Genomic DNA, 19142 nt, shown 5'->3' with positions numbered 1-19142 from the left:
ACGAAGGCATAAAAACCGGAAAAACAATTGCCAATGTAAAAAAATACCAATCAACCTGGGGAATTAGCCTCTCATTAAAATATACTATCACTCCGGTGTTCTTTTCTGGTTCTAATCCTACTATTGCACAGGTTATTGTGGAAGATTTTACGCAGTATGAACAAACCCAGGAACAGCTTCTAAAGGCAAAGGACGATGCTATTCAAAATGAACGCAAAGTTAAAAGTTTATTAGATGCTATTCCAGATTTGATGTTTGTGTTCAATAAAAACGGGATAATTCTTGACTATAATGCAGCAGAAGACAATTTATATTCAGAACCCAAAAATTTCCTGAATAAATCTATTTTTAAAATTTTACCAGGTTCTTTGGCCCAACTAACAATGCAAAAAATAGAAGAAACCCTGAAAAACGGTGTTCAGGAATATGAGTATTCATTAATTTTTAATGGTGAAACCCATATTTATGAAACCCGGATGGTTCCTCTTTTAAAAGACAAGACGCTGGCTATTGTTCGTGAAATGACACAGGTTAAGAAAGCACAAAAAGAACTCCGTCAAACCAATGCGCAATTAGAATTACGAACCAGTATTTCAAATGCCTTTTTACGCTTTAATGACAATCGCTTTTATCAGCAGGTTTTATCAATTGTAATGAACCAGCTTGCAAGTAAATATGGCTTCTTCGGCTATATTGATAAAAATGGTGATCTGGCATGTCCTGCCATAACGGATTCTGTTTGGACCGGCGACAAGATCAAAAGCGATTTAATGGTATTCAAAAAAGAAAATTGGAAGGGTGTATGGGGAGAATCCTTAAAACAAAATAAGGCTGCCATGAAAAATGGAAATCTTGTTTTTCCATCCACCCACATTAAATTTGAGAATGTAATTGTTTCGCCCATTAGCAATGATCATGGATCAGTTATAGGGCAAGTAGCAGTTGCCAGAAATACAGATGAGTATAGTGAAAATGATTTAAATATATTGGTTTCTATTTGCAATTATGTAGCACCCTTATTAAATGCACGATTGAAAGAAATGCGGTATAAGCAGCAACTTATCAATGCTAAGAACCAGGCCGAAGAGAGTGATCGGCTTAAATCAGCTTTTTTGGCAAATATGAGTCATGAGATACGCACACCAATGAACGGAATCGTGAATTTTGCTCAAATGCTAAAAAAACCTTCACTAAGCAAAGAGAAGCAAGCAAAATATGTCAACATTGTTAATCATCAGTCTACGCAGCTTTTACATATTATTTCAGATATTGTAGATATATCAAAACTTGAGGCAGGCCAGGCCAAAATATATAAAGAAGAAATTGATTTGAATGAGATGATAACCGATTTGCAATCTGTACATCAACGTATTCATTCAAACCCAAAGGTTGGTATTATTACCCATACTTCTGATGAGCATTTTATTTTGTATTCTGACCGAACCAAAATACAGCAAATTCTCACAAACCTGATAAATAATGCACTGAAGTTTACAGCTGAAGGTACTGTAGAATTCGGTTATGAGGTTTTTGAAAATGAGATTATGTTTTTTGTCAAGGATACTGGTTTCGGTATTCCCAAAAATGAATACGACAAAATATTTGAGCGCTTCATGCAACTGGAAACTAATCAAAAGAAAAGTGGAACAGGTTTAGGCCTTTCTATCTGTAAAGGATTTGCCGAATTGCTGGGAGGGCGCTTGAGTTTAGAATCGACAGTTGGAGAGGGAACTACGTTTTATTTTTATCATCCGAAGTAGGTGATTATTAACCCGTAAAAGTATCATTCAGACCAAGTTTACTAAAAATGGCTGCCCCGTTTGAGGCAGCCATTTTGATTTATAGGCTTTTTTATTGTTTAATAATTTTCTTGTAAGCCATTTGATCTCCGGTAAGGAATCTTATGATGTAATAACCATCCGGAAGCGACTTGATGTCAACCTCTGTGGTTGTATTATTAATTAATTCCTGATGTACAATTTTACCGGTATTGTTCATAATGGTGATGGTTGCTTTAGCCTCAACTGTTACGTTAAATATTCCATTGGTTGGGTTGGGGAATATCTCAATGCCCAGCTTTGCCAAATCATCAATTCCGGTGCCTGAAATGTTAACTTCTTCGCTCCATTGACTGTCCGGACATATTCCGTTAGACGCTGAAAGGGCTACCGTGTAGTTGCCTGCAGCAGCATAAGTGTATACAGGGTTGGTTGCTGTTGATGTGCCTGCGCCGTCACCAAAGTCCCAGGTGTAACCATCTGCATTTTCAGATTCATTGGTTAATATAATGTCCAGACTATCGGTCTCGTATGTGAAAGCAGATATTGGGTTGGCAAATACACTTATCTCCAGTGGTTCCGAATATACATCGCCACAACCATTGGTCGCCATCAAGCGGAAAAAGCATGATGTTGTGAGCACTTCTGATGTGTAATTATCAGCTGTTGCACCATCCAGGTTGGTCCATTCTGTGTTATCGTCAGATACTTGCCATTGCATTGTACCCAGGTAATCTGATGTGTTTAACGTAATGGTACTGCCTTCACAAACAGAAGTTTCATCTGAGGTTATTGCGCCAGTTTCGGCAAGCGGATTAACAGTAATTAACAATTCGTTGGAATAGACTTCACCACATCCCGCATTTGACACTCTTGCTCTGAAATATCTGTCGCTCGATAATGCATTAGAGGTATAAGTTTCGGCTGTAGCTCCATAGATATTTAGCCAGCTGCTGCCATCATCAGATTTTTGCCACTGTATGTTACCACTATAACCGCTTAGGTTTAAATCAACTGTTTCGCCGGCGCATATTTCACTTGTGTTGCTCTCCACTGAACCAGCTGTCAATGGTGCGTAAGTGTCAATCATAACATTGTTTGAGGTGGCGCTGCCACAACTGGCCGTTGACAATACTGCCTGGTAATAAGTGTCCATTGTCAGTGCTTCGGTTGTATATGTCTCACTTGTGGCATCTGTGATGTCTGTCCAGGATTCCTGGTCTGTCGACTTCTGCCATTGTATTGTGCCGACATGGCCCGCTAAACTAATGATGGTTGATTCGCCTTCACAAATAGCTGTATTTTCAGCTGTAACTGTTCCACCATCGGGCGATTCATTAACAGTAACAAAGGAGCTGTTGGAATTAACAGCAGTGCAAACTCCATTGCTCACCTGTGCTCTGAAATAAATATCACCTGTGAGCGCAGTGGTTGTGTATGGTGTTGTAACTGCTCCATTTATGTTGGTCCAGTTTGCCTCGTCTGTTGAACTTTGCCACTGGATACTGCCGGTACTACCTTCGAGACTAAGCTCTACAGATTCGCCGCCACATATTTCATTAGTGTTGGAGGTAGCTGTGCCTGCAACCGGAGTTTCGAATACCTCTACAAAGAGCACATCGGTAGTTACCGGGTTTTCTCCTTCAGCATATATTTCAGCTCTGAAATATCGGTTCTCAGTAAACGTTGTAGTTGTGTAGCTTTCTGTTGTGGCATCGGTAATGTCTGTCCAGGTGGTGCCATTTTCCGATTGCTGCCACTGGAGACTATCGCCAATCCAGTCGGTAATATTAAGTGTGGTGGTTCCTGAACTACATATTTCTAATGGATTAGCACTTGCTTCGCCGGCATAAATATTCGGAGAAATTACATTGATGGTGTAATCCTCTACCTCTCCATAACTGGTATTGCCACAGGGCGTAAGATCGCCCGAAGAGTATTTAACTCTTACACGCATAGTTAGCATACCAATATGTACATCGGCGGGTATGGTGATGGTGCCCGTGCCATCTGGCTCTGAGTAGTTGATAGATATGTTTTCATTGGCATCATCGAAGTCGCCATCGTAATTCCAGTCGACCCAGCAACCCATTTCGTCGCCGCTCCAATGTTCTCCGTTTGTAATAGTAATGGGGTACGATTCGTTTACAAAAACATCTGTCGACATATCAGTGTAATCGGTATAACTTGAAGCGCCAGATGTATTGTCAATGTCTACAAATTGTACTCTTGAAATATGTTCATCGTTTTGGTTGTCAGAACCAGCATCGCAATATTCGGGAACGAACCCGATAACCAGCGATTTTGTTTCTGTTGCAGCGTATTGTCCCTCAGCGCCTGCATCAACATTAAAATCGATATTTACAGGAGTACCATCAGGTGTGGCCGCATCAGCTGTTACATTAAAAATCAGGTTTTCAGTTCCTTCTGTAGTGAGTTCAACCGGACTTGTTGTGGCTGAATTTATGGTAATGTTTGTGCTTGATGAAGCAATGTTTCCAATTACGTTTGTTACATCTGCGTGACCTATGTTGGTAACCGGAATTACGATATCAGCGGTTTCGCCCGGATCGAGAATTGCATCGCCGTTCCCTGCAGCATCATCTATAATCATAGTACCGATGGTTATTACAGGAGCATTAACCTTAAATGAAAGACTACCCTCATAAGTGCTTTTAGTTGCTGCATCGGTAATTACTGCATCAAAGCTTATGGTGGTTTCATCAGGTATGTTGTTGGCCAGCTCTACAGTAAAACTACCGTTGCTTGTTTCAATAGAATCTGGCTGAATATCGCCATAGCTCACATTGCTGGCATTGGTAAGTGAAATTACATTGGTATCTTCAGTGGTAAGTGTAACTTCTACGTTTTCAGAAAGGTCGACCCCAACGTTTTTGATGCTGATATCCAGGTTAAATGTTTCGCCAAAATCTGCAGCGTTGTTTTCACCATCGTTTATAGTGAAACTATCAACCACGTCGTATGGCCCGGATGGGGCAATTACAGTAACAGTTGATGTGTGACGGAAATAATTTTGTTTTGTGATGGTTATGAGCATCTCAGTTCCCGGATTGGGTATCTCTGAGAGATTTATTGTGGTTGTCCCTCCTGTGCTTATTGCAGTACCCAGAATATCCGTTTGTTGTGTGTTTTCATTGAAGTAGGTTACTGCTATTGTAGCACCTTCATCTGCAGATATATCAATTGTGCTGCTTCCAAATACATGTGAATCAGGTGTGTTTACAGTCAGTTCCTGGGGTACTTCAGTGTATACGTTCAGATAAGCATCGCCGTGATGATGAAATAGCCTGTGCGTTACCTGCTTGTTGTCTGTGTTGTATGGCCACGATGATTGTTCAAGGAAATATTTACCCGCAGTATTTCCAAAGGCCGGATATACAAAACCGGCAGGGAATTCAGCTGTTTCATCGGGCATAAAATTAGGCCACATGTTATCATAAAGACCCCAAACGTATACGTCATTTACAAATGAATAAGACACCTCTGTTGCAGCAATTAATCCCAGTGCACCACTATTTTGTCCGTTGTATGTGTAACGGTGAAAGGCTTCAGTAAAAGTTGGGTCGGTGTCAGGGTTATGAAAAGCTCCTGTTTGGCAATTAATGGAGAAGATAAAAGGGAGTTTGTTGTCCACATTTGTTAATGAACTGATGTTGTCGGTCTGAAATGCAGGTTCGCCCCAACCATAATATGCACCATGGTCGCGGTGTTGTAGCATAAATGCTCCATTATTTATGGCATTGGCCACGTCTCCTGCTGTTCCGCCTGTCCACCCACCAAGTTCCCCGGGGGTTTCAGGCAAATAATTCAGTCCGTTTGGTCCGAAATAGTTCATTACAGTTTCCGTATTTGTAGCAGTTGACCATGGGTCAGATGCAGGGCTGCCTTCGTACACAGCATTAATTCTGACTGTGTTTTTACCAAGTTCGTTATTCCAAAATCCGCCTACTACTTCTGAACAGATTTGAAACCAACGTTCTGTTTGCCAGCCTAAGGCCGTAATAGGATTGTCGTAAAAACCAGCATCTGTCGGTGGGTTTTGCTCATAATCCATGAATTTTGATACCATGGTGTTGAGCTGATCAGTGTTTTCTGCTGTAATTCTTGCGAATACAATGTCCGGGAGTTCATCGCCGTCCACATCGGCATAGCGGTTGTCAGAGGCAAAATCCGGGTAACCCCACCCAGAAGCAGGGTGTTCATATAAATGAGAAATAATGCCATTGGAGCCTGTACTATAATCGCCAAGAAGCAGGAAGGCTTCAGGTGGGTTTGTCCAGGTGTTGTACGCATTGTCTACCCAGTCTTCAATAGCTGTGACTGTATTGCCGCCCACGTCTGTTGTAGTGATGACCATACTCGAAATTCCCTGTTTTCTTCTGAATTCAGCAATTTCATTGGCTTTTGCTATAAAGTCCGGATTGTCAATGGTCAGAATCACATAATCTGCTTCGCCATCTTTGCTGGGTGTGTTTTGTTGAGCAAAATCGATTTTCGGTAAAGCGTTATAATTGATGATGTTTTGCTGAAGGATTGATTCCCAATAACGGCTTCTGTATTTGGCATCACTTAGTTTCCCATTTCCACCTTCAAATGCTATTTCCAGTTTTATGTCACGGTAAATTTTTAAAACCTTTGTAACCGGGTTATATTGAAAAGGTGTGATTCCAAGCGTTACAGCATTTACGCCTCTTATTTTTATGGATTCAGAGATTTTAAAAGGATCTGCAGGGTAAAAACGGTCTGCAGAATAAACTTTTTCATCTTTTTCATAAACCATTGGCTTTTCATCTGTGTCCAGTGGAATGACTGGAGCAGGTGCAATGGCTACATTCTCAATGGTTTCAACTTTAAAGTCTGTAACTTTGAGTTTTGGTTTTGCACCAAGGGGAATGGCTACCATTTTACTCTCGCCCGGTAAGTTGGGCATTCCGGCATCATTCGGAAGCATGTTGCCGGGTAACTGCACCACTTTTAGTACTTCACCCTTAATTTGTTGATCTGTAAGCACAAACTCTTTTATGGAATAGTTAAAAGTTATTCCATCTGATTTTTGTTGTTCGATAGTCAGGCCCTGTTTGCCCCAACCATCTGCATACTCAAATTTTTGGCCCTGAAGAAAAAGGGCACACAAAGTTAGGAAAGACACCATTAAGGTGGTCTTTAGGAAGAAATTTCTCATAGTGAAATGTTTTTATTTGGATTCTCATAGCTTTATTCGCTGATAAAGATAGAAAAGTTTATTGGATTTTCCTTCTATTAGGATTTTTGTTGACTTATGAAATTTTCCAACATATGGTTATATGTGTTTTTTGCTTTTGGCATATTTCTGTTAATTTTGCTGCTGAACTCAAAAAACAAAAGTTATGAAACAATTATTTTTATTAGCCTTGATTTTTGTTACTTTTCAAGGTTTTGGCCAGCGTTTGGATGGTGAAAGAGTAACATATTCCTACAAACAATACCCAACAGAGCCCATCCCAGAAAGGTATGATACTTACCAAATTTATTTTGTAAACCATGTTCCGGTGCCCTCTAATGTTGAGATTAAAGGTTTGAAGCAGGTTGAGAACGAACTCCCTGAAAAAGATTTCTTTAAAATTGAATTATCAGTAATGCCGTTTACTACCAAGAAATACGAAACCAAAAGTGTATCTAAAAAGGTAAATGGTGGGCGAAAAACGTACTATTATGCCCAGGAGGATTTTTATAAGAAAGTTAATTACAAAATTTACGGTTTTGTTGAGAATCCAACAGGTGATGTTGAAGATAAATATAAAAAATATCAAAGTGGTACAATCACTAAGACTGTTAGGATAAAATCTAAAAAATATCCGAATAAACAAACTGCTCAAAAGCAATTAAGGAAAATTAAAACAAGAAAAAAGCGGTCATTCAAAAAAGACCTTTACAATGAATATCTCTCCAAGCAATTAACAAAGAAGTTGACTTTTACAGAGGAGATGAAAATGTTGAGATTTTTTAAAATTAAGAAATTTAAAAGGTTCGATTACAGCGATTTTGATGAGGCCCAGGAAATTGTTCTCAATGCCTCTAAATTATTGGTCGAGGATAAAACCGCATTAGATGCATTTAAGAAAGAGGTTAAGCCTGCTATTGCTCTGTGGAAAAAAGCGTTAACAGAATCTAATTTGGAAAAGCGTAAAACACGGGTAAATGAAAAAGTAACTTTAATAGCCTATTTGAACTTGGCAAGAGTCCATTTTATGATGCAGGAATATGAGAAAGCAATTGAATTTGCCGAAAAATTAACTGCAATTGATAAATCTTTTAAAGGAATTCGTTTGCTAAAAGAATTGGCTGAAAAAAATGCTGAAATTAAAAATAATTATCTTGCCACCACTTCTAAGCCAGACTATAAAAAACTATAGTCATACATCTAGAATGGTTGTAGGAGATGGTGTAATTTAACAATAAATGAAACTGAATGAATTGGAGTAAATTATTAAATGCGAATCGTTTCGGGCAGGATACACGTCAGTTAGATCCTGTTGAGATAAGATCTCAGTTCCAGCGTGACTATGATCGTATAATTTTTGCTCCGGCATTCAGGAGGTTGCAAAATAAAACACAGGTTTTTCCCTTGCCGGGATCTGTATATGTACATAACCGGCTTACCCATAGTTTAGAAGTTGCCAGTGTAGGAAGGTCTTTAGGTAGAAAGGTTGCGAATTATTTAATGAGTATTGATGATGGTCCCTCTTCGCACCTGCTTGAAGAGCTTCCTACTATTGTATCTACGGCATGTTTATGTCACGATATGGGCAACCCTCCATTTGGTCATTCCGGTGAAGATGCTTTATCGCGTTTTTTTCGCGATGGAAAAGGTCAGGCTTTAAAGCAGGAGTTTGATGAGCAACAATGGAAAGATCTTACATATTTTGAAGGCAATGCCAATGTTTTGCGTTTGCTTACCCATCAATTTAAAGGCAGGAGGAAAGGTGGTTTTGTAACCACTTATGCCACATTGGCTTCTGTGATCAAGTATCCGTACGCGTCAACCCATTCGCAAGGAAACAAATATGGTTTTTTTAGTACAGAGCAAAAAAACTTTCAGGAAGTAGCCCGGCAAACAGGTTTAAATCTTCAGGCTGACGGATCTTTTAATCGGCATCCCCTGGTGTTTCTGGTAGAGGCAGCAGATGACATCTCTTATTTGCTGATGGATATGGAAGATGCGCACAGATTAAAAATTCTCAGCTATGAGGAAATTATACGATATCTGGCTCCTTTTTATGAGGCTGATGAATCATTGAAACAAAAGTTTGAAGAGGTACAAAAAGAGGTTACGGATAAGAATGAACTGATTTCCTTTCTGCGGGCTTCAATAATTAATAAACTCGTCAACGCCAGTGCCAATGTGTTTGTGGAAAATTACGATGCGATTATGAACGGCACCTTTCAGGATCCCTTGTACAAACATCTGCCCGATTATCTGAGGGAAAATATGAAACGCTGTAAAAAAGTGAGCGTCGAGAAAATCTATAATCATCGTTCTGTAGTTAAAATACAACTCGCTGGCTATCATGTGCTGGGAACATTGCTTGAAGAGTTTGTGGGTGCCGCAATGAACCCTGAAGCATCATACAGCCAGCAATTATTATCGTTGATTCCGGCGCAATTTGAGGTGCGTGAAGGAGATTTGTATAACCGCCTGCGTTATGTGCTGGACTTTATTAGTGGAATGACTGATATTTACGCAGTGCAATTGTTTCGCGATATTAGAGGTATTGATTTTGAGCAGTGGCCTGTTTAGTTTCGATCACATTTTTCTTAATTTATTATAAAAACAAAAACAACAATTATGAAACGAGTAAGCTTATTATTGATTTTCGCATTTTTAACCTCAATGATGATGGGGCAACGTATTAGTTCAAAAGACCTGGACTATCAAATTAAACATTACCCCGCAAAACCAATCCCACCCCGATTTAAATGTTATTCAGTTGATGTAACGGTGGCGCCGGGACACCCCTCGTTAGATGCAAAAAACTACAATTTAAATCTCGATTTAAATGGTTTGGAGAAAAAGGCAGGGGCCAATAACCCGAAAGATTGTATTGAAATTGAAATTATTTTGAACAAAGTGAAAACCTCACCAATAAAAACCACTAAAATTACCCGTGGGTATACAACTTTTGTGGCCAAATCAAATATTCAGTATAAGGTAGATTATGTGCTGTCAGGCAAAAAAGCCAATGATGACAATGGTAAATATGAGCAGCATAAATACTATTCAGGTAAAATTGTAAAGAATGTAATGGCGCAGGAAACCGGCGGAACCGAGTTAGAGGCTAAATCAAAAATGGAAAGTTGGGCACTTGATAAAAAAGTTGAAGAAGTTGTGCAGCAAGTTTTAAACGAAACCATAAACGACCGGATTAATGACGAGTTTATGCTTTATAATGCCAACAGAACAATTAAATTTTATACAGTTGATAAATTTAAACGTTTCGATTATTCAGACTTTAACAGTGCCCGGGAAATAGCATTTAAAGCCACGCAAACTTTTATAAAAGAGAAAGACCTGCCAGCCTATAAAAAGGCTATTACACCAGCACGACAGATATGGGCCAAAGCCCTGAAAGAATCTAATCTTAATAAGCGCAAATCGCGCGTAAATAAAGAAATCACATGCTATGCGCTGTTAAATTTGGCCAACACAAGTTTTTTGCTTAGAGATTACCGCAAAGCGCAAGGCTATCTGGACCGAATACAGTCCATTGACAAAAGGTTTGATGCAAAGCCATTTTTCAGGAATGGTGATCAAATTGATCAGAAGCGTATAAAAAAGTATAATGAAATGAAAAATACGCCTGATTTTAAAGATGTTTAGAAAAATATGATTTTTGGCCCTGAAGCAGTTTTTTATCTCTAAACATCTGTTTCAGGGCTATTTTTTTGAGGTTACCAGCATATGCGATATCACATTTAAGGGCATGTGGTTTTGGAGCTGGTTTTCAATCGTTTTTGTACCAGCTTTCAATGGTTGTTTTAGCTTCCTCCATCTGCCATTGAGGGGTAGATGTTGCTCCGCAAACACCTACACTCATTTCGTTTTTGAACCATCGTTTGTCTATTTCATTTGCATGGCTAACGAAATAAGTACTTGAATTGGCTTTTTTAGCAGCATTATAAAGCATCTTACCATTTGAACTGTTTTTGCCGCTTACAAAAACACATACATCATGCATGGCTGCAAAGCGTTTGACTTCTGGTATACGGTGTGCTACTTTTCTGCAAATAGTGTCGTATGAAATAACCTCTGCCTCTATGTAGGTTTCAAGTGCTGTTTTCATCTCAGCAAAACCTTCCAGGGGCATCGTGGTTTGCGAAAACATAAAAACCGGTTTATCGGGGTTCAGTTTTTTTACATCTTCTGCATTATTCATTATAAAGGCATCTCCATTGGTTTGTCCTGCCAGTCCAATCACCTCTGCATGGCCTTTTTTTCCGTAAATTACAATTTGTGCTCCGGGATGGTTTTCATAAGTTTTTTTTACTCTTTCCTGCAGTTTTAAAACAATAGGGCAGGTTGCATCAACTATGTGGCGTCCTTTATCTTTTAATGTGGCATACGTGGAGGGTGGTTCGCCATGCGCCCTGATCAAAACGGTTTGGTTTTTATCCCGGTCAAGATCCCGGCAGGTTATGGTATGCATACCCATTGCCTCAAGCCGCTTAACCTCCTCAGCGTTATGTACCATTTCTCCCAGCGAGCTAATGTTTTTTCCCTTTGCCAGGTGGTCTTCAGCCATTTTTATTGCACGCACTACGCCGAAGCAAAATCCACTGTTCGGGTCAATTTCTACATGAATCATAATACATCACCAATTTTTTTGTGAACAATTTCAAGTGCCTGCTCAAGTTGTTCACTCCTGCTGAGGTAGCTGTTGTTTATTTCAATTGCATCATCTGCTTTTCGTAAAGGTGCAACAGAACGGTTTTGATCTTTTTCGTCCCGTTTTTTTACGTTTTCAAAAACTTCATCAAAACTAATGTTTACACTTTGTTCCTGTAGTTCCTGGTAGCGGCGTTCGGCCCGTATACGGGGTTCTGCCGTGAGAAATATTTTAACTTCAGCATCGGGAAATACATGGGTTCCGATGTCGCGTCCATCCATAACCACAGGGGATTTCTCACTGTAGCTTCGTTGCATTTGTACCATGATTTCTCTTATAAACCCATGACTGGCTACTTCGCTTACATGGTCTGCCACCTCCGGACTCCTGATCTCTTTTTCCACATCTTTTTCGTTCAATAGTAAATGGTTGTCTGTGGTTCGGAATTCAATTGTAGCATGTTGAATAACAGGCATGAAGCAACCTGTGTCGAGGTGCCAGTCTCTAATGCAATTGTTTTGTATGGCGAGCAGGGTAGCAGCCCTGTACATTGCACCCGAGTCAATATACACTGCGCCAAGAACCTCGGCAATTTGCCTGGCAAGTGTGCTTTTGCCACACGATGAGAAGCCATCTACTGCTATGCGATAATATGCGGACATAGGCGGTCTGTTATCAATTGATAAATGATTAGCAAATTTCTTTCCAACTACAAATATAAGCATCAATGAGCTGTCCTGCTCAAATTATGGCAAAAATTGAACGATTGTTTAAAAACTAAAGGTTTATAGAACAAAAAACTGTATTGATCGCTATTTTTGCATAAATATTTAATTACATGACCGATAAATTTCCATATCCGCTTAATCAACATAAGCGTTTCCAAACAGAGCAGGTGCACGTAGGGAATGTCGCCATTGGAGGTGATGCCCCGGTTAGGATACAGTCAATGTGTAACACGGCAACAACCAATGTGGAAGCTTCTGTAAAACAGGCAATAGAAATTATTGAAGCGGGAGGTGAACTGGTGCGTTATACGGTGCGCCATCGCAAAGATGCTGATGGGTTGATAGCAATAAGTAAGGGACTGAAAGCTATGGGGTATGATACTCCAATAGTAGCTGATGTACATTTCAATGCAGACCTTGCTGTAATGTTGGCTGGTAGCTCCATCGAAAAAGTGCGCATTAACCCAGGAAATTTTGTTGATAAAAGAGCAAAGTTCGAAGATAGCAAGCTTGACGATGGGGCATGGAACATAGAAATGGATCGTTTGGAGAAAAAATTTGTGTCGTTGATTGAAGTTTGCAAAGCGAACGGCACTGCATTACGTATTGGAACTAATCACGGATCGCTTTCAGATCGCATAATGAGCCGTTATGGCAACACAGTCAAAGGCATGGTGGTATCGACTATGGAGTTTTTACGCATTTGCAAAAAAACTAGTTTTGAAAATGTTGTTGTGTCGCTCAAATCCTCAAACGTACGTGTGATGGTGGAGGCCTATCGCAATCTTGTTGCAGCTATGCAAAATGAGGAGATGTACTTCCCTTTGCATTTGGGTGTTACAGAAGCCGGGGATGGTGTGTCTGGCAGAGTTAAATCTGCAGCGGGTATCGGAGCTTTGCTAAATGATGGTTTGGGTGATACCATACGGGTATCTCTAACTGAGGATCCGGTGGCAGAAATTCCTGTGGCCGCTACATTGGTTAATCATTTTACTAATCGTTCTTCAACCGCAGTGAAAGTTCCAGAAACGCATGGATACAATCCATTGGTTTTTGCGCGTCGTAAAGCGCAGGGGAATTTAAGCATTAACCCGGATCGGCCTGCTGTAATTGTAGACCTGAGACATGTGGAAGTAATTGACAAAAGGGTTATTGAGCAATTAGGTTATGAGTCGACTGAAAGTGGATGGAGTGCCACACGACGTGCTGCCGATTATATATTTGTAAGCACCACTCAGGTGCAGGTCGATTTGCCTGATGGCTTGAAATTGCTTTACGAGACAAGTGTTACCGGAAAACCCACAGAACAAGCATTACCTGTGCTGACGCGTGCAGAATATGTGCAGCTTCATAAATTGATGCGTTTGAAGGAAAAATGGGTGTATCTCAGAAACGAAGAGCTTTCTGATGAAATGATTGAAATACTACGCAATGATCCGCATACAGTTATTGTTTTGGAAACCACACATATTAACGGAACCGCAGATCAAAGGGCGTTTTTTATGCAAATGCAGGCACACAGGTTAAATCATCCGGTGATTGTAAAGCGTAACTATATTGAAGAAAATACAGAATTGATGACCATAAAGGCTGCTGCAGATTCAGCACCGCTTTTTATCGATGGTTTTGGCGAAGGGATTTGGCTTACCAACCCATTTTTACCTGATATGTCTTTTATTGGCAAACTGGATTTTGAAATATTGCAGGCTTCAAGAGCAAGAACAACCACAACTGAGTTTATTGCCTGCCCGTCATGCGGCCGCACACAGTTCGATATAGAAAAAGTATTGCAGGAGGTGAAAGCAAAAACAGGGCATCTGTACAACCTTAAGATTGGCGTAATGGGTTGCATTGTGAATGGCCCGGGAGAAATGGCTGATGCCGATTATGGCTACGTCGGGGCCGCGCCCGGGAAGGTTACCTTGTACAAAGGCAAAAACCCCGAGCGGAAAAACATTTCATCTGCAAAAGCTGTTGATGAGCTAGTACAATTAATTAAAGATAATGGCGACTGGATAGCGCCTTAAATGAAATTCAGAAATTATGGGTCTTAAAAAATGGTTCGATAAGTATAAAAAACGTAAAAAGTCTTCTATTATATCAGATATTGTATTGGTCGCGCTTATCATTGTGATGCTTGTGCCATCATGGCGCCGTGAGGTTGGATCAGTTGTGGTCAGGTTATTTATGTCATCACCTGATATTGAAGTCACCGAAAAAAAAGCATTACCACCTGCAGAACTGACATTGGCTTATGCCTCCGAATCAGGACAGATTTATCAGCTGGGCAACATGCTTGATAAGCCGGTATTGTTGACCTATTGGGCTACATGGTGTCACCATTGTGTGGCTGAGCTGCCTGCATTGGCGAAATTGTACGAAAAAGCCGGTGACGATATTCACCTGGTGGTGCTGGTAAATGAAGATCTCGATAAAGCTGCTGCTTATATTGAACAAAAAGGTTACGATCTGCCACTTTACCGACAAAAAAGCCGTGCCGGAGAAATGCTCCATAGTAAAAAAATCCCTGCTTCCTTCTTAATAGATGAAAAAGGGAACCTCTTACTCAAAGAGACCGGGGCCACCAAATGGGGCTCTGATAAGTTTATAGATTATATCCAAGGTCTTTAGAAAGCAGAAATCCTAAACATGAGTTATTTTAAAAGGCATTTTTTTATTCATAATGCTTATGAACCGTTACTGTACGAATCTTTGCTCATGTTCCTGCAACAGTAATTGAAAAATATGTTTTTTAAAATATTTATGTTGATATTAAAAAATCATACCTTTGTCTCATCATTGGTTCCCGAAATGGTTTTTTAACCATGGGATGAAAAGGGAATGCCGCGAAATTCGGCAACAGTTCCCGCTGCTGTGATCCTCATCAAAGGACTGGCAACATGCCACTTTTCTTAACTGAAGAATGGGAAGGCGCCAGTAACCAGAGGAGAGTCAGAAGACCTGCCAGTGATATCAGATTTCGCAGCCTGCGGTGAACAGGAAGCTGATCATACTGGTATAGAGCTATCCACAGTATCGTCTGCTGCAATCTGAAAAAGAACCTTATTGGCAGCAGAATTCTAAATCATTTTAAATGAGATAAAATAAGCCTGTTGCCAAAGGGTGAGGTTATTTTTTTGTTTAATTTTTAAATTTATTTTTCATGAAAAAGCTTTACTTTTTGTTTTTGGTAGCAATGATCTATGCCGCCGGAATTAAGGCACAGGATAGCTATGTGAGTGCCGGAGAGAATTATGTGGCTCAGGATATTTTAGTCAATTACGATCTGTTCTCTACGTTTGATATCAGAGACGGTTTACTTTATGGAAATGAGGGGGATACCATTCGTGTGTTGGACCTCGCGACCGGAAACGAATTGGCAACTTACGCAAAGCCCGATACCTATGACGCTTTTCCAAGTTTTATCACTGTCAATGAAAATGGGACAGAAATTTGGGCCGGATATACCGTAACAGGTAACTCCGACGACAGAATTTACAGAATCCCAACATCTACCGGAACATGGCATCATGAGGCAACCCTCACCGGTAATTTTGATCTGGAGATATTTAACGGTTACCTTATTGCCGATGGCGCTGTTTACGGTGAGCCCAATAAAATATATTTGCTCGACACCACGGGTAATGATGATCATCGCTTACTTGTTGAAACCGGAGGCAACTCTGCTGGTTTTGCCATCGATGCCAGTGGAAATCTGTATTATGGTACATCTTTTACGAATAACAACCAGTTGGTTCGCTTCTCTGGCGACGCCCTCCTTACAGTTATGGAGGATACCACGGCAAGCCCTTTGCCGTTTGAGGAAGGTGCTGTTTTAACTAATATTCCTGCAGGAGCATACGATACAGATGTAGATCAGGCAGGTAATGTGGTTTTTACTTTCAATGATTACAGCAGCGATAAGGTGATCGCCATTTATAACAGCTCCAGCAATACTTATGATACTTTGGCAACTACCGGTGGCGATTATGACTGGTTTACAATGGTTAAAACCATTGGTGATGTTAAGGAGCCGGGCGAGCATAATGGTGCTTTTGTGCTCTCTTATGCACGACCAGTGGTTAAAGTTAATGGAGATAATTATGGGCCTGTGGTGGCTGAGCCATTTGAAACACTACAAACAGTGGCCTCAATTGAAAGTATCTTTGTTGATTTAAATAATCACTTTACAGATCCGGATGACGTTGATAATTTTAGTTATACGGTTTCGAGCAGCAATAGTGAAGTAGCCGGAGTGAGTGTACAGGATCAAATTCTGCAAATTGAGATTGTAGCACCGGGCCAAACAACAATTTACATAACGGCCACTAATGCAGGCAGATCTGTAAGTGTAGAAATGATTTTGGGTGCATATCCTGAGATTACCGGCGACTACACAGTTAGCGACTTTGAAGGTATGGGGCTCGGAGCGGATGATTATTGGAATGGGTCAGATGCATCCGGAGGTTTTACATCGGGTTTATTAGCTTTTCCAAATAATTATAACCCAGATTATGGTTCATGGAATGGTTGGGCTTATTCAACTGTAACAGATGATAGTACTGCGGGTTATGGCAATCAATATAGTGCCATCACTGGCAGCGGCTTTGATTCGGTTTCTTCAGATGGTGCTACTTATGGCGTTTCATATGCTTCAGGTATGCCCGTAATTAGTATTGATGATGAAAACGCACACCGAGTGAAAGGGTTTTATGTAACTAATAATACTTATGCGGCCCTTTCAATGAAATACGGCGATGCGTTTACTAAAAAGTTTGGTGGCGTAACCGGTTCCGATCCAGACTGGTTTAAATTGCAGGTTTGGGGTTTTTATAATGAAATGCCTACCGATACAATTTCATTTTACCTTGCTGACTACAGGTTTGAGGATAACTCCAAAGATTATATTGTGGAAACCTGGCAATGGATCGATCTCGAGTCGCTCGGGTTTGTCGATAGCTTGCAAATGGCATTATCTTCATCTGACGAAGGCCAGTGGGGTATGAATACACCAGCTTATTATTGCGCAGATAATTTCTATGTGGGCCAGGCAGAAGTTGGAATAGAGAGGGAAACTACCTTAAAATCAGAATTCGCGCTTTATCCTAATCCTGCGAAAGAACGGGTAACCGTTTCATCACAGTCGACCGAAACATTCAGTTGTATATTGTATGATTATACCGGAAAGGCACTACAACAAATAAAAAATGCCCTGCATAGCCGGCAAATTGACCTGTCTGCATATCCCGACGGCATGTATATACTGAAAATTCAAAATGGACAACAAATTACGACCAAACGTATTGTGAAACAATAGTACAATGTTTAATACATATTTTTATAAAATCTTATGCGTATGCTCAGCAGTCTTACTGGTAGCGGGAATAAATGCATCACATGCCCAGTATATCAGCGAGGTGCTTGAGTATAAGCCTGCTCCGGGGCAACTGATTAATGAGGCTCCATGGGGTACGCCTTCTGCTGCCGGTAGTATCACCGGAGGTATAAATGGTCACCTGTCACTTGGTGCATGGGGAGGCTATGTAGTGTTCAAATTTGCAACACCTGTGGAGAACCATCCTGATAATCCTTATGGTGTGGATTTTACTGTTTTCGGCAATCCCATGCCCGATTGGAGCGAGCCCGGTATTGTGTGGGTAATGAGAGATGACAATCAGAATGGTTTAGCCGATGATACATGGTATCAACTGGCCGGTAGCGATTACTATTTTTCAGGCACGGTTCATAATTACCGGGTAAGTTATACTAACCCGCAAGTTGGTGTAGCGGCAAATGTACCATGGAGTGATAACCTTGGAAATAGTGGCTATATTTATGCCAATGATGTGCATCCCCAACCTTATTACCCTTTGGCCGATTCTTTTCCGGAAATTAACCAGGAAACATACGGTTTTACGGCATCGCGAATCTTTCCGGCGGTCGATAGCACCAGTTCAATGGTGAAAATCTACCAACGGGGTTTTGGCTATGCCGATAATGAGTTTCGCGGTGAGGCGCCCTATGATATGCCGGATAACCCTTATACACAAACGGTGGAGAATTCGGGAGGTGATGCTTTTGATCTAAATTGGGCCGTCGATACAGCCGGCAATTATGTGCAGTTGGATGAAGTTGATTTTGTAAAAGTGCAAAATGGTATGCTGGCTCACGGAGGATGGCTCGGAGAGGTCTCTACAGAGATAACCGGTGCTGTTGATGTGGCACCAAACGCTACAATAACCGGCGAAACGCTTGCGCTCGTAATAAAAGATTTACCACCTGTGATTTATGAAAACACCTTGCAGTTGGAGGTCTATGCTTTTGATCAGGGGAGGCTGATTGCCGATTATGACGTTAACTGGTCTGTAAATTTGAGCGGGGCCTCTGTTGATGGGGATAATATACTCCATCTTACTCAATCAGGCGAGCTCGAAGTCACTGCTACACTTGCAGGTTTTCCAAATATTTCGGCTACTGCTACAGCAGCTGTGGATTTGGGGAACGGTTTTGATAATTTGACCAGCAATGAATTAATTGATATTTATCCTAATCCATTCGCCGATTTGCTAAATGTGAAGTCTACGAGTGGAGAATTGCGTGTTTACAACGGAGCGGGACACGTTATTTATCAAAAATATATTCAAGGCAGCGAGAGCATAAATATGGCTGCATATAGCCCGGGTTTGTATTTGGTTCAATTGAATACCGGTTCCGGAATTTTTGTGGAAAAAGTAATCAAAAAATAGAAGAGT

Annotated in this window: 11 protein-coding genes and 1 riboswitch; of the genes, 8 read left to right on the top strand and 3 right to left on the bottom strand. The window is 40.6% G+C overall.

The window, feature by feature from the left end:
- A partial coding sequence (locus tag VJ937_RS15230; protein ID WP_324068483.1) for a sensor histidine kinase occupies positions 1-1760 on the top strand: 1760 nt, incomplete at its 5' end.
- Positions 1761-1851: 91 nt separating this feature from the next.
- Here VJ937_RS15230 and VJ937_RS15225 read toward each other — a convergent pair.
- Positions 1852-6981, bottom strand: a complete 5130-nt coding sequence (locus tag VJ937_RS15225) for a C25 family cysteine peptidase (RefSeq protein WP_324068482.1) — start codon at positions 6979-6981, stop codon at positions 1852-1854.
- A gap of 184 nt (positions 6982-7165) precedes the next feature.
- Between VJ937_RS15225 and VJ937_RS15220 the strand changes: the two genes are divergently transcribed.
- The 3 genes from VJ937_RS15220 to VJ937_RS15210 are packed head-to-tail and all read left to right on the top strand — an operon-like array spanning position 7166 to position 10656.
- Positions 7166-8191 carry a tetratricopeptide repeat protein gene (locus VJ937_RS15220; RefSeq protein ID WP_324068481.1) on the top strand — a complete coding sequence of 342 codons (1026 nt, stop codon included), beginning with the start codon at positions 7166-7168 and terminating at the stop codon, positions 8189-8191.
- Positions 8192-8247: 56 nt separating this feature from the next.
- Complete coding sequence (locus VJ937_RS15215; RefSeq protein ID WP_324068480.1) at positions 8248-9576, top strand: deoxyguanosinetriphosphate triphosphohydrolase; 1329 nt, start codon at positions 8248-8250, stop codon at positions 9574-9576.
- A gap of 48 nt (positions 9577-9624) precedes the next feature.
- Positions 9625-10656 carry a hypothetical protein gene (locus VJ937_RS15210; RefSeq protein WP_324068479.1) on the top strand — a complete coding sequence of 344 codons (1032 nt, stop codon included), beginning with the start codon at positions 9625-9627 and terminating at the stop codon, positions 10654-10656.
- Positions 10657-10780: 124 nt separating this feature from the next.
- Here the strand turns inward: VJ937_RS15210 and VJ937_RS15205 are convergent, their stop codons facing one another.
- Complete coding sequence (locus VJ937_RS15205; RefSeq protein ID WP_324068478.1) at positions 10781-11641, bottom strand: 4-hydroxy-3-methylbut-2-enyl diphosphate reductase; 861 nt, start codon at positions 11639-11641, stop codon at positions 10781-10783.
- Entirely contained in the window at positions 11638-12324 is a 687-nt protein-coding gene (gene cmk / locus VJ937_RS15200; protein WP_324068477.1) for a (d)CMP kinase, read from the bottom strand. Before cmk ends, VJ937_RS15205 begins: the two co-directional genes overlap by 4 nt.
- Positions 12325-12500: 176 nt before the next feature.
- Here cmk and ispG point away from each other — a divergent pair, with 176 nt between their 5' ends.
- The 4 genes from ispG to VJ937_RS15180 all read left to right on the top strand — a co-directional run bounded on the left by ispG (position 12501) and on the right by VJ937_RS15180 (position 19136).
- A complete protein-coding gene (ispG, locus tag VJ937_RS15195) occupies positions 12501-14417 on the top strand; it encodes a (E)-4-hydroxy-3-methylbut-2-enyl-diphosphate synthase (RefSeq protein ID WP_324068476.1) in 1917 nt (638 codons plus the stop codon).
- Positions 14418-14433: 16 nt separating this feature from the next.
- On the top strand, positions 14434-15021 hold the full coding sequence (locus VJ937_RS15190; protein WP_324068475.1) for a TlpA disulfide reductase family protein: 588 nt from the start codon (positions 14434-14436) through the stop codon (positions 15019-15021).
- 152 nt (positions 15022-15173) lie between these two features.
- Positions 15174-15373: riboswitch (cobalamin riboswitch) on the top strand.
- Between the two features lie 180 nt (positions 15374-15553).
- Positions 15554-17707: a DUF4465 domain-containing protein gene (locus VJ937_RS15185; protein ID WP_324068474.1), complete on the top strand. Its 2154-nt coding sequence runs from the start codon at positions 15554-15556 to the stop codon at positions 17705-17707.
- Positions 17708-17711: 4 nt separating this feature from the next.
- A complete protein-coding gene (locus VJ937_RS15180) occupies positions 17712-19136 on the top strand; it encodes a T9SS type A sorting domain-containing protein (protein ID WP_324068473.1) in 1425 nt (474 codons plus the stop codon).
- Positions 19137-19142: the final 6 nt, after the last annotated feature.

The organism is Salinivirga sp., from assembly GCF_035268865.1.
In the GTDB taxonomy this organism is placed as follows: domain Bacteria; phylum Bacteroidota; class Bacteroidia; order Bacteroidales; family Salinivirgaceae; genus Salinivirga.
The sequence above is the reverse complement of the archived record's forward strand: the minus strand, read 5'-3'. Positions and strand labels throughout refer to the sequence as shown.